The sequence below is a fragment of the Acanthopleuribacter pedis genome (genome assembly GCF_017377855.1).
Taxonomy (GTDB): Bacteria; Acidobacteriota; Holophagae; order Acanthopleuribacterales; family Acanthopleuribacteraceae; genus Acanthopleuribacter; species Acanthopleuribacter pedis.
The window spans coordinates 305,939-319,007 of sequence record NZ_JAFREP010000014.1 but is presented as its reverse complement, the minus strand read 5'-3'; the positions used below and the strand labels follow the sequence as shown (position 1 = coordinate 319,007).

Sequence of the window (13,069 nt, the reverse complement as noted above, 5' to 3'; positions counted from 1 at the left end):
GAAAAAATGCCCCCGCTGAACACGGCCGCTTCATCGGCCGCTAGGCCGGGGTATGCCTGGCTCTAACAAAAACGGTGGAACCTGAGATTTCCCCTTGCACTCAAACCCACAACACACTATCTGGGCTGCAACGGCCTGAAAAAATGCTCATCGCACCCAACGGGTGCGCGTCGTGCGCGACCCCGGCCCGCTTTTGTCAAACCATTTCGCTCCAGATCTTTAGCGAAAATCCCTCGCTCTCACCGCGCTTCTTAGGTTTAAGCAGGTTCGCCCAAAACGCGAACCCGGCGTATAATACCGCCGAGTATCACACTTACCGATGAGGTTTTCTTATGAAACGTTGCTTCATGCTTTTTGCCGTACTGGCGAGCTTTTCCATATTCGCCCAAGAACCCACCAAGTTTTTTATGGTGGTTAAGGCACGTGCCTTTGCCAAAGCGCTCGAAACCCACACCCAAGCGGGGGACGGTGTTCTGCTGGATGTGCGCAAACCGAACGAATTCCAGGAAGGCCACATTGAAGGCGCCCAAAATATCGATTTCTATAGTGAAACCTTCAAAGACGATTTAGACGAATTGGACCGCAACAAAACCTATTTGGTTTACTGCCGTTCCGGCGGCCGCAGCGGCCGCACCTCCGACCTGATGAAAAAGATGGGTTTCCAACGGGTCTACGATTTGCGCGGCGGCATCATCGCCTGGAAAGCCGGCAAACAAAAAGTGATTCAATAATCAGAGACAAGGGAATCGGACGACCGGTTCCCTTTTTTATACTTCCATCACGGCCGGCTCCCGCGCTTCTTCCGAAACCAAATAAGCGCAATGACGCCCGTTGTCCTGAAGCCATACGGTGCGGGTCACATGGGCACCCAACACATCACGGAAAATTTCCAGTTCAGAACGACAAAAGCCCTGACAGCGCGTCGCGGCGGCACAAATGGGACAATGGTGTTCGACCAACAACCAAGAGCCGTCCTCCTGTGCGATCACCTCGGCCATGTAGCCCTCGTCAGAGCGCGCATCGGCCAACGCCTGCAGGCGATCCGGCAATGCGTCGAGCGAAGCGGTTGCGGCGCGGTAACGTTCCTCCATTTCCTGCTGCCTGGCCTCAATGAGCCGCTCCAATCCTTCTTTGCCGAATAATTTCTCCACCTGGTTGACCAGCGACAAGGTCAATTCGGCGTGGCGGTCGGGAAAACGGCGATGGCCCGCGCCGCTCAATTTCCAAAACAGCTTGGGCCGCCCCACCTGTTCGGCTTTCTCAAAGGTTTCCACCAACCCCTCGGCCGCGAGTTTTTTGAGATGCTGGCGCACACCCATGGAGGTCATGCCCAGCGGTTCGGCCAACATGGCGGCGGTTGCGGGGCCTTGGGTTTTAAGTTTGTGCAAAACACGTTCGGCGGACTGTCCACTTTTCAATCGCAACTCCTTCATAAAACTTCATTTGGGTTTCAGATGGGCGGGAGCGGCGGCCCCAATGAGACCGCCGTTGTTTTTAAGTTTGGCGATTACGCGGCGGGCACCGCCTCGGGTTGCGTGGCCCGCAAACGGGCGGCGACACGCCCCATACCTGGCACAAAACTCATGCTCAAACCCATCACCACGGCACCCAACCACAGGGCAAAGGTGGTGTCGAGTAAGGCAATCAAGCTACCGAACAAAGCAACCACAATGTTGGTTAAGCAGAACACGGTGGTTTGCAAACCCATCACCCGGCCTTCGCCCATGCGCCCGAAGTTTTCGGAGAGATAGGTGGGCACCAAGCCGTTACCCAGCGCAATGGTCGCACCGATAAAAGCAAACACGGCGTACAGGAAGGGATGCCCAACCAGCGGCTGCATGAAAAACAACAGCGCCAAGATGGAGCTGGAAGCCAACATAGTGCGGCTCTGACCGAACCGGTTGGCAAGCGGCGAGGCCCAGAAGGTGCTCATCAGAATCATCGCGGCGGTAACCACCACCCCGCCCCAACCGATGGCACGGCTGTCGGCACCCAACTTATCGACCATCCAAATCGGATAGAATTCATAAAACATGTTCAGACCGATTGCATAGGCGAAGTAGTACCAGAAAATCGGGTGGATATCGCTGTTTTTGAGAAGCCCCAGGGAGTTCTGCTCGCGCATTTGCTGCACCAAGAACTGTCGGGTTTCCCGCAAATTCCGGCGTGGTTTTTCCTCGGCGCCCTCTTGCTTTGAGACGCCTTCAATGGCCAGCGCGGTCACGATCATGGAGACAACCATGGTGACCGCACCCACCAAAAAGGGCGCGTCCTCACCGTAAACAGCCAGATAACCCCCGGCCAACGGCCCAACCAGCCAGCCCGCGTAAACCGTGGCATATGTTAACGAAATCGCCTTGGTCCGGTCGATCACCGGGTGCAATTCAAGAGCTATCGCACGCGCAATGGCGATATTCCCCTCGAACAGCCCGGTCATAAACCGCGCCACAAGAAACAGCAGATAGGACTCCCAAACCACGGCCGCCGCGGTCGCCAAATAACCCAAAACGCTGCCGAACATGGTAATCAGCAACACCCGTTTGCGTCCGTATTCATCGGACAAAGCACCGATAAACATACCGCCGACCAACAAACCCAAGGGATAAATTCCCAAGGCCACACCCAGCAACAGCTTGGGCGGGAAGCCGAGGAAGTGGGTCAACTGATTGGGTTCGGCCTCCAAAAAATAGGGCGCCAAAACGGGGTAAGGCAATGCAATTCCGGCTGTTCCCAGCACGGTGATCAGCATTACGGTGAAAAGAACAAAGTAGGCACGACGCTGTGTCATGGTTCACCTCGCAATAAATAAACATTTCGCTTTACATATTGGCTTACGCAAGCCAGTTTGTAAAGTTTTTTGTTTATTTATTTCCGCCAACCAAAGCGGCGCGATGGGCACGCTTCCGGGATCACGGGCGCCGCCCGGCGAATCCGAGCGGCTCCCCTCATCTTATAGGCCTTCGGCCTTGCGGTCGAGGTAACGGGTGAAGGCATCCAAAGCCAAGGCGAAATGTACCTCGTTGGGTTGGCGATGGTAATCGCGATAAGCCCCCAAAATGCGCCGGCTAAAGGCCTCGTCGCCCACGGCTTCCAAATCCTTGGCCAATTCGTAACCGGCGTGGTTCTTGGTGTCGGTCAGGTTGTGGAACAGGTTACGGAACTCGGACTTGTGATCCTGAGCGAAGGCGGGCCATTGTTCTTCTTGAATACCCGCCGAACGCCAGGTATTGAACTTACCCGCGATGTAACCCAGGCTTTTGGTACCCACGTGCTCGAACACCTGATGCTTGCTTTTAACCTTGGCGCCCATGCTCAGCTTGGCATTTCCGACCGGTCCGGTGGGAATCGCAATATCCGGGGTGGTGCCGCCGAGGCCTTTTTCAGCGGTCAGACGCACATACTGAAGCACCATTTCCTTCTGCTTCACCCCGTGTTCATCCTCGCGTTCCACCTGTTGCAAACGAACTTGCAAGTTGGCGTTCGCTTCCAGAGAAAAGTTCCAATCGCTCAGGCTCATCTCGGAAAAACCAAAAGCGGGTTTGTCAAAATCAAAGGCTAATTTGCTCGGGGCCGCGTTTTTCAGGGCGGAAAGCACCGCACGGAAATCGGTACCGGCTTTCACCTTAATCGTGAGATCCAACCGGTTGGTCGGGGTTTCGGGTTTGGCCTTGTCCACCACCTCGGTGGCGGTAACGCTGACGGAAACATCACTGCTCGCACCCATTTTACGGAAACCCAACATGGCACCGATATCGCCCAACTTCACGGTAAAGGTCCCGGTCATGCTGCTGATCTCGAGGTTCTTCTCGGTGGCCACGGTCAAATTCTTGCGCATCTTCTTGTGGTCCATCACCATGTTTGGTTGGGAAAAGCCGTTTTCAATCGACGCCAACTGTTCGTGAAAGAACGGTTCGTCGAACTCGGACCGCACGCCCTCGGGGAAACTGTTTTGGTACAGACGTTCCAAGGCGGCGAAGGTTACGGTGAACGCTTTTTCCATTTCAGCCCGGCCGTTGGCACCGCGCGCTTTTTCCATGCCGTGTTTCACCTGGCGCATGCCTTTGGTGTGGGGTCCGCCGGCATCGTATTGGTTGACCAAATCGATGTAGGCTTGGCGTTCCATTTCCAAGGCGCCCAGCGCGTATTGAATCGCCGCGCGGGTTTCCGCCACTTCACGGGTGCTTTGCGGCGTCGGTGGCTGAATTTCGCGCAAGGTTTGCAACCGCTCAAGCATGCGATCCATTTCGGCTTTGCCGGCCTTACCCGACAGCATCTTGCCGTTGAAGTTCACCGCGAAATATTTGCTTTTTTGGCTGTCGATTTTGCTCGGCTCAGCTTGGAGCGCGGCCAACAACGCCGTGCGGTTTCGGATGTCCAAGCGGGTTTTGGTGCCGGCGCCGCTCGCGCTCAGGCCGACCGGCAATACATTGAGATTCGCACCCACGCTGAGCGTGCCGTTTTTGTTGGTAAAGGAACCGGGAACGGGCTTGCGCCGCGACGGCGCCACCAAACGGTCGCCACCGCGAATCACCCCGCGCCGGATCAAACGCTGCTGCAACGGCGACAGCAAACGCACATTGCGATCCACCAAGTTTTGGTATTGGGCCACCTTGCGTTTCCCCGAAACATGGTCCAAGGTGCGGCCGATATCCTTGGGACTCGCGGCCAGAAGCGCCAGGAGCAAATCGTCGGCATGATAAGCAACAAAATCCTCCAAGCTGTTGAAAATGGTGCCGCCCGCGATTTGCCCGGCGGCGTCTGTTTGGACCGAGGCGATTTGGTCGTTGCCCAACTTCAAACCCAGGGAGAGCTTGGCCGACTTGCTTTCCCAAACTTGGGTGGAATCGGTGGTGGAAATCGAAAATTCGAGGCTGACCCCGGCCTTGGCACTCGCCACCTCCACGCCGAAGACGGAAGCCCCCACGCCGAGATGAACCTCCGCGGAAAAGGCCTTGCCGGCACCCGACTTGCGGAAAGCCGCCAATTGTTCGGTAATTTGCCGTTTGAAATCATGGGAAACCTGTTGGTACAAGGCGCGTTTCAAGACGGTACGCATGTCGGCAAGCGATGCGCGCGCATCGCCGTCCACAACCTTTTCGAGTTCACCCAAAAACCCGTGTAACGTCTCAAGATCGCGGGGTGTTTCGGTGGATTCGGCCTGCATGGCGCGGGTCGCCTCGCGGAAATCGGCCAAGGCTTCCCGTTGCGTGCTTAACTTGGGTTGCCACTTAATCTGTTCCCGCTTCAAAGCACCTTCGGCAGCCTCACGTTTTTGCAGCAAAGGGCGCAATTGTTCTTGCTGCCGCGCCCGCTGCTGTCGGATGTAACCCATTTGAAAGCGAATCGGAATTTGTGCCTCGTCGTTGTCGGTAAGCGCCGCCCGGGTATCGCGCAAACGTTGCTCAAGGTCGCCGCGGGCGGGATCGTCCTCGGCCATGTCCCCGAGCTGCCGCTGAAGCCGGTCGGTTTCACGACGCAAACGATCTGCGCGTTCCACCAAAGGCCCCAGTTCTTCGGCACAGTGGATTTCCGCGCGGGCCAAACGCTGTAGTTCCTGCTCAATCGGCACCATCGCTTCCTTCGCGGTATCAACCGCCGCTTGTGCATCAGCCAACTTTGTTTCAATCGCTTTAATCGATTGGGTCATCAGACCTGTTGCCTGCTGAATGCTTTCCGTTTTGTTGCCGAGATCAATATCACGACCCAACAGGGCGTCGGCGTGGAACTGCAACACATCAGGGGGACGGGAACCCAAATCACCCAAACGCTGAGCCGCTTGTTTGAGACGCGCGAGTTGGTCGGGATCCAGGGGTTTCTCCGCACGAAGGTGTTGTTGCAGGTGCGGGGTTTCCAGCAGGGCAAGCGCAACCTTGGCGCCAAAACGCGCCTCGATTTGGTTCAGCAAAGGGCGCGGCACCACCGCGCTAAAGCGCAAGGCCTGCTTCACGAACTGACGGTTGAGGCGGGTTCGCGAGGGGACGGCGGTGCGACGGCTCGCGACCTCCAAACGGGTACTGGAACGGTCACCGGTTTTGGTGCGAGACCCCAGATCACCGGTGGAACGGGCACGGGTCAAGTGGGGTGAACGGGTCTGAGCGAACGATAAACTTGGAAAAGACATAAACTTCCTCCTCTACGTCTTCGAAACAAAAAAAGAGGGATGCGGCCGATGCCGCCCCAAGGGCAGTCACGGCACGGCGTCCGAGTTGCGGTTTGGATCAGCGTCCAACCGACGAATGAAGATGGACCAAGACCACGAGGGTCCGGCAAAGCGACGTAACTCAAGGAATAAACCGCTTGACGACACCGAAGAATCGGCGCCTCAAGGCGGTGCGTCGCGGGTTACACCATCAGGCCAACCGCGTGCGGTTGATGTGGTGGCGGGAGCATCTCTCGCGAGAACCAGAATCGCGATTCAGCGTGCCCCGATAAAAAAGGACGGCGTTCCAGAATCAAAAAAATCAGATGCAGGGTCGCAACAAGTAACCAAGGCCGCGAAAGCATCTCAATCGAAGTGGAACAGGTTCAGTCCGCGCATGGCCGCAAAAAAGGAAGCAACCAAAACGGGCTTAGGACTTACCTAAATAGGTACCATAGCGAAAATATACTTTTCAACATTTTTCTAAAACCAAGCTTTACTTTTTTACAAAAATCACAGAAATGCAGCGACAGAAATTAACCCAAAACCATCGAAAAAGGACATGCATCCACTTTACTCGCAAGAACTTAAACCGAACGCCTACCGCGCAAGCCGCCGTTTCGCACCCGCGCTCGGTATGCACAACCTCAGAAAAAGTCCTGCCACCAGGAAATCAAGCGGTAAACCATCATCGCGATTAAGGTCAATCCGCCGAGAACGACCGCCAAATAAAACAAGCCAATGCCCAACAGGCCCAGTCCATAAAACAAAACCCGCGCCCGCAACCAAGCACCACGGGGATGCCACCAGGTAATGCCCGACAAACGCTCCAAGGCGCGACGTTGTTTGTGAAGTTGGCGAATTTGGCCCGGCTTAACCACGGCGCGAATTTCCTTAACCCAAGCGTGCATCTTGGGAAAAACGTGCCCGGTTAGGTTCTTGCGAAGCGTGGGCCAGTCCTCCACCACGGTTTCTGACTCATACGCCGCGGCGCGAATCGACTTCAGATGCTCGCGCCGTTTGAGCCGGCCTTGGTTAAGCTCCTCTTGGACCGCTTCCAACAGCGGCTTCGGCGTCTCTTCCCCGCTCATGGGTCCTGACCCGGTTTGAGCATTTTGGCAAAACGCATTTTCAAATCGTCGTGGAGTTCCTGCAAGGCCCGCACCTCGTCCATCACCTCATCGCTCATCCGTCGCCGCGCGCGCATCGCCTGCTTGAGTTTGGTCTCCAAAACCTGCAACTCGCGCGACAAGGCCGAGGATTGTTGTTCGGTTTCACGCAAATGGTCCTCGGCCTCTTCCAGCATTTCATCCATATCTTTTTTAACATGGGTCAACCGCGTCAACCCCTGCTTCAAACGCGAGAGTTCGTCGGCCGTGCGCCAAGCCTCCTCCATCACACTCTGGCTTTCGCGCGTGAGCAAGGCGAATAAATCCTGTACCTGAGCACTCACCGTGCGACCCAGCCGACGTGCTTCTTCATCAAAAGCCTGTTCGGCCTCGGCCAACCGCTGCTCCATAGCGCGGTTCAGATCAGTTCGCCGCGCCTGATCACCCAGCGCCGCCGGCCAATCCTGTTGATCCACATGGCGTGCGATGCTTAGGTTCGTGTTCAGCCAGCCCAACCGCGTTCGCAACGGCACAAACGCCTCGTTGTCCAAAACCTGCAAACGAAGCCGTTCCGGGTGAAAAGGATCCGCTTCAAACAGGTACAGCGGCATGGTGGGAATCGAAACGCGAGGCCCTTCATCGGCAAACCAACGGGTGACCATGTGCCGGAAAAACGCCGCATTGTTGTTGGGCTCCCACTGGTGCAATGGAGGGAATAAGGCCTGACCGCGAGGGACGTAAACCGCGCATTCCCCGGTGGTTTCACCGTAGTACCGCGCCCAATAGGGATCGAGCTGAAAGGCGCAGCCTTCCCCTTCTTCATGCAAGACCCGATACAAGACATCGTCTTCCAAAAGCATCTGGTCGCCCGGAACCAACAGGTAATGATAACCACCTGGCTGAAATTCATCGGCAAAGAACCCATACCGCAAAGGACCGTCTACCAGGAGTTGGCTGGGCAAACCGCGCAAGATCTCGGCCAGCAGCGGCAACCGGCTTTGGTCAAACCGCCAGAGCCATGGCTGAGGCGTCTCGGCGCGATCCAAAAACGCCAACCGGTATTCCAATTCAGCGATGCGTTCCCGTAACGCGCGGCGCTCGAAACCCGACTCTTCCACCACGGGCATGGTGCGCAAGCTCAAACGCCGTCCGGCCTCCTCGGCTTGTGCCTGGAGCGTGTCCGCCAGTTCAAGCATGGCGGCACGGCTGTTGTTCAGCGAAACCTGCTGGTAACCCATTTGCGACGCGGACTGTTTGGTTTCTAACTGCTCGTGGCCGGTGAAATCTAAATCGGAAAGCGGCCAAAAACGCCAGACTGGGTCGATCTGACCGTCACCGCCGCCGGTCAAACCATCGTCAAAGGCGGCAAACAAACCCTCGCGGCGAATCTCGCGCCGGAACCCGAACCACGCCGGTTTTTGAGCACATAAATATACGAGTTGCTGCATCACGGCTGTATCGAGCAGCCGTTGGTTGCGGCCGACAAACAGTTGCAGGTTACCCAGCACAAAGCCCTGCAAAACCACGGTTTCATCCAAACGCCCCGAGGCGAGCAACGCCTGGAAAAGGGATCGCCGGCGGGTATCGTCCAACACGTGGAACAATGTCAGCCGTTCGCCCTCGCTGTTTTCAGCGGTCGCCACCCGTACGGCGGTGGCATGGTCCCGCAACAGGGTAAACCATTGCCCGAGGGCCTCGCGATCCCCGGAATCGCTGATCACCAGGTGATGGGCCGGGATGGTTTCATCAAGGGATCGATCACCTGCAAGGTGGTGGACCAGCATGGAACACGCCGGGGCAAGCGGCATGGCTTGCCCGCCGGCCGGACCTTGACGCAATACGCGGCCCAGTTCCTGGGCACAGCGCGCGGCCACCTCCTCGTAAACCGGTACCACCGGCAACAACAGGATAAGCTGGAGCCCAAAAGCGGAGGGAACCACCTCAAGCCACGGCGGATCTTCCAATTCGGCAACACTCGCCAGCCAGGCCAAACGGGCCAAAGCCTCGGGGACCTCCGTCTCCGGTAACTGCCAGAACCTTGTTTCAGCCACCACGTCTCTCCTTTTTCCACCAGGTTAGCCACCGTGCGATCAAACGGCCGCCGAGTTGTTGGTAATCGGATTCAGGCGGCGAAACGACCTCGGGTTCACCGCCACCCACGACCTCCAGCAACCAATCGGCCGTATGTGATTGGGGGACCCAGAGCACGGCGACCTCGCAGTTTTTGGGTGAACGCCCCGCCGACAAAGCGTGAACCAGGGCGGTTCCACGGGTGCGAACGCGCTCGGGCAGGACCAGCAGCCGCAATTGGGTGACGGTTTGAGAACGGTCGCCGGCCGGCGGTTTCCAAAAGCGCCGCAGGGCAACAGCCAGGTCGGCTTCCAGATTCAGCGGTTCTTCAAGCTGGGGCACCGCCTGCCGCGCCGGGCTGTGCCCGGATTCAAACAGAAACGACGGCCAACCGGTTCGGTTCAAAAACTCGCGGCGGAAGGCGGGAAACGGCAGGCTGCGCCAATCGGATAAGTCCAATTCCGACAAAGCGGTGCGATGGTGGGCAAAAGCGCCGTCCCAATTGAAGAAGGCAAACCGAAAAACGGTCGCCAAGCGCTCGTGGGCCAGGGAAAAATAGGCGAAACGCAGCGCCGCCTCAAGCCAACATGCACGCACCAGCGCCGCCTCGGCGGGTGCAACCCAACGGTCCGGCATCAAACAGGCGATGTGGGTGCGGTGGGTGCGGTCGCGTTTGGGCGTGCGCTGAAACGCCAAATAGCCGGTGTTTAAAAGCCGGTCAGTGGCAACCAGGCGATGCTGCATAAACTCGCTAAACAGCACATTGCCAACATCTTGCAAGCGACGTGTGAGGTGAATGCCCGCGTACCCCTCCTCGGACCGCTCCCGCACGCGATCCCGCGCCCGCCGCGGGACACCGCGTGCCGACTTAAGCGACAGCGGGGCGGGTTGCGGCAAAACAGGCGCGAGTGCGTCGAGCAACCGCGGGCCGAGCGGATCGAGACGCCGGACCACCGTTGCCTGCTCATCCAACAGCAACCACAGGGTTTCCTCAAACAAACCACGCGTGGCTTCAGCGGTAACCAGTAGCGCCAAGGCGGCGTGGAGCCGCTCGCGGTAGGCGGTTAATTCCTCGGCGGAAACCGGCGCGGGGCCCTCATCCTCACAGAACAGTCGGGTTTCGCCAACCTCGCTTTGGGCCTTGCGCCACAACGGCTCAAACAGCCGCATCAAGCTGAGCCGCGGTTTGCGGGCGGGCAACAGAACCCCGCGTTTGGCGCGCGCCGCCAACCCGGCTTGGTCCTCATCAGCGCCACCGCGCATGGCCTCAAGCCTGGCGCAAAGCGCGGCCCAAGGCCGCGGCGGCTGATCCAACTCGGTGGGAAAAAAGAGCAGCCGCGTCAACCAAGCCGCCTCGGGCGGCATGATCCCGAGATGCCGACCATGCCATTCGTGAACCAAAGCCCGCGCCACGCGCAAGTGCGGCTCATGCAACAGCGGGCCGTCCTCGGCAACACGCAGCGCGGCCCACCATTGCCGTGCCTGTTCGGCGGGCAAATAGCAAAAACGGAGGCCTTGCTTCACGATACCTGGGCCAAACGTTCTAATTTGAAGGCCAATTCCTCGTCTTGTTCGTCGAGGAAGAAGCGGTTGATCAATTGCAATTCGGGCCCACCAAGATCAAGCGCGGTTTGGTCTTCTTCCCCATCCCGCACCGCACGGTAAATACGGTGGACCACCATCACGTGGATCAGCTTGATCACGCGGCGGTTGGACATTTGCGACAGCTCGTACTGCCGCGCCAAATGGATGATTTGCGCCAGCTTGCGTTGTAGCGGATGGTCGCCGGCGGGTTGCAAGCGACCAAGCGCGGTTTGCTCGCGCAGTAAATCCCGGAAGCGCGCCAGTTGATCGAGTAAATCGCCGTCAGCCGCAACCCATGCCTCGGATCCGTAGGTTTCGCGCCAGCCTTTTTGCAGCAATTCACCGAGGAGCTCGGGTCGCGCGGCGGTGTTGTCAATGTGGCAACGCAGGGTGAAGCGGTCAAACACCGCACGCAGCTCACTGGTGGTTGGGATGATGTTGGTGGCGGCCAACAAGGCTTCCAGCCGAACCGGAACCCGCAAGCCGCGGTCGTGAAACACGCGTTCGTTGAGAAAGGCCAAAATCGAGTTAAGGATCGCCGAGGAACCGTTAAACACCTCGTCCAGGTAAACCACCCTTGCCTTTTGCATCATACCGCTGTCAAGCCGGGCCAAATCCCCTTGCATCGCACGCGGGATATCGTAAAACCCAAAAAGTTCGCCGGGTTCAGTAAAAGGCGTCAGCAGGTATTCGAAGTAATCGGGATGATCCTGGCCGTCCTCATCGCCAATCAGCCCCATCATGCCGCAGGCGGCGCGAATCAATCGCGATTTCCCGGTGCCCGGTGGGCCGATCAGCAACAGCGGTTCCCCCGAGGCCAACGCCAAGACGAGCGCCTGAATCGCCTCGTCGGCAAAAGCAAAGCGGCCGCGCAACTGTTCTTCCATCTGGGCCAAGCGCGTCAGCGGGGCGTGGCCCGCGCGGCGCAACGCCGCCAAAACTTGAGGGTTAAACATTCTGTGGCACTCCTTGGGTGGAAATCGGATCTTGCACGCGCCAGGTGGGCGCATGGGGACTCAGCATGGACAACCAATCGGTGGGTACCGCCGCGGACCATTGAGGATGGGCCAGGTGTACGGCGGGTTGATGCGCGGATCGCGGCGCGGGTTTCACACGCGGGGTCTCACCGGCGGGTGAAGGCGCCTTGACCAAACGCCGCATCAGGGATCCCAAACGTTTCAAACCCTTGAGACGGCGACCAGGAGGCGGCTCGGCGGTTACCCCCCACCAGCGCGCGGTCGGCAAGGACGCCAACAACACGGCGAATCGGGGATCGCGTTTCAAGCCGGCACCATAATGCACCGCCAAGTGACACAACAACCACTGGTCCCAAAAACCGGCCCAATCGGGTTGCGTGAGTTGTGTGCGGGCGATGTGGGCCAAAGCCTCGGCGGCACGCCACCCGGGGCGACGGCGCAGCCGCAACCAAGGCCGCGGTTGCTGGAGATACAGCCCATAATAGAGCGCCCAAAAGGTGTTGCTATGAAAACTGGGAAACGGCGCGGCGCCACCTTCAAAAATAAAACATTGGCGTAAACGCCCGTTGACGTCCGCCGCCAGAGTTCGCTGAAACAAGGGCTCCTGCCAAGCCAAGCGACCCGCGTAGGGCCACAAGGCATCGGGCACCGCCAAGACGTTCGAAGTGACCAAATCCCGTTCAAGCTGTCGTTGGTGGAAGCGTAACCAAGCCCCAAGCGAGACCTTGCCACGCACCGCCCGTTTCTGAATGCGCCGCACCCGAACGGGACGGGGGATAAGGGAACGCCTGAAGCGTCCGCGAGCGACCTGCCGTCCCAGCCGAAAAGCAGGGCCGATCGGCATCTCCTCATCGAAGAGATCAAACACCGAGACCGGCGCCGCGCCGGCGAGCAAGTCCAGCACCCAGCGGTGGCCCTCACGGCGCAACACGCGGGAAAGGGCGCCCAAGTGACGCGCGTCAAAAACCAGACCGGGTTGATGTTCAAGCTGAGATGGAGGTGACTGCTGCACCGCAACGTCCTTTGGCAGACTTGGTTATGGTGGATGCATGTTAGCACCAATCGGGGATGGTCGACGCCGGCAAATCCCCGGAACCATAGACGATGGAACTGTTGATACGGTCGAACCGAAGCCGATGTCACTCGTCGTCGGGGCTGTTTCTTTCACGAACAACCAACACTTAACCAAC

Annotated in this window: 9 protein-coding genes; 1 reads left to right on the top strand and 8 read right to left on the bottom strand. The window is 58.3% G+C overall.

Annotated elements, in window-relative coordinates; genetic code table 11:
• Positions 1–332 precede the first annotated feature (332 nt).
• The gene (locus tag J3U88_RS15770; protein WP_207859882.1) at positions 333–731 is read left to right on the top strand and encodes a rhodanese-like domain-containing protein; all 399 of its coding nucleotides are present in this window, start codon (positions 333–335) and stop codon (positions 729–731) included.
• Positions 732–767: 36 nt separating this feature from the next.
• Here J3U88_RS15770 and J3U88_RS15765 read toward each other — a convergent pair whose 3' ends face one another.
• From J3U88_RS15765 to J3U88_RS15730, 8 genes are all read right to left on the bottom strand, one after another.
• Positions 768–1,418 (bottom strand): helix-turn-helix transcriptional regulator, encoded by a 651-nt coding sequence (locus J3U88_RS15765; RefSeq protein ID WP_207859881.1) that lies wholly within the window; start codon positions 1,416–1,418, stop codon positions 768–770.
• An 89-nt stretch (positions 1,419–1,507) separates the two neighbouring features.
• Positions 1,508–2,788: an MFS transporter gene (locus tag J3U88_RS15760; protein ID WP_207859880.1), complete on the bottom strand. Its 1,281-nt coding sequence runs from the start codon at positions 2,786–2,788 to the stop codon at positions 1,508–1,510.
• 162 nt (positions 2,789–2,950) lie between these two features.
• Positions 2,951–6,121: a hypothetical protein gene (locus J3U88_RS15755; RefSeq protein WP_207859879.1), complete on the bottom strand. Its 3,171-nt coding sequence runs from the start codon at positions 6,119–6,121 to the stop codon at positions 2,951–2,953.
• A gap of 665 nt (positions 6,122–6,786) precedes the next feature.
• Positions 6,787–7,230, bottom strand: a complete 444-nt coding sequence (locus J3U88_RS15750; protein WP_207859878.1) for a hypothetical protein — start codon at positions 7,228–7,230, stop codon at positions 6,787–6,789.
• Positions 7,227–9,299 (bottom strand): GAS domain-containing protein, encoded by a 2,073-nt coding sequence (locus J3U88_RS15745; protein ID WP_207859877.1) that lies wholly within the window; start codon positions 9,297–9,299, stop codon positions 7,227–7,229. Before J3U88_RS15745 ends, J3U88_RS15750 begins: the two co-directional genes overlap by 4 nt.
• Positions 9,292–10,842, bottom strand: a complete 1,551-nt coding sequence (locus tag J3U88_RS15740; RefSeq protein WP_207859876.1) for a hypothetical protein — start codon at positions 10,840–10,842, stop codon at positions 9,292–9,294. The genes J3U88_RS15745 and J3U88_RS15740 overlap by 8 nt, the downstream gene beginning before the upstream one ends.
• On the bottom strand, positions 10,839–11,858 hold the full coding sequence (locus tag J3U88_RS15735; protein WP_207859875.1) for an AAA family ATPase: 1,020 nt from the start codon (positions 11,856–11,858) through the stop codon (positions 10,839–10,841). Before J3U88_RS15735 ends, J3U88_RS15740 begins: the two co-directional genes overlap by 4 nt.
• Positions 11,851–12,891: a hypothetical protein gene (locus J3U88_RS15730; protein WP_207859874.1), complete on the bottom strand. Its 1,041-nt coding sequence runs from the start codon at positions 12,889–12,891 to the stop codon at positions 11,851–11,853. Before J3U88_RS15730 ends, J3U88_RS15735 begins: the two co-directional genes overlap by 8 nt.
• Positions 12,892–13,069: the final 178 nt, after the last annotated feature.

Coding starts and splice junctions, on each gene's coding strand:
- J3U88_RS15770 (WP_207859882.1), top strand. CDS start 333: ATGAAACGTTGCTTCATGCTTTTTGCCGTACTGGCGAGCTTTTCCATA.
- J3U88_RS15760 (WP_207859880.1), bottom strand. CDS start 2,788: ATGACACAGCGTCGTGCCTACTTTGTTCTTTTCACCGTAATGCTGATC.
- J3U88_RS15755 (WP_207859879.1), bottom strand. CDS start 6,121: ATGTCTTTTCCAAGTTTATCGTTCGCTCAGACCCGTTCACCCCACTTG.
- J3U88_RS15750 (WP_207859878.1), bottom strand. CDS start 7,230: ATGAGCGGGGAAGAGACGCCGAAGCCGCTGTTGGAAGCGGTCCAAGAG.
- J3U88_RS15735 (WP_207859875.1), bottom strand. CDS start 11,858: ATGTTTAACCCTCAAGTTTTGGCGGCGTTGCGCCGCGCGGGCCACGCC.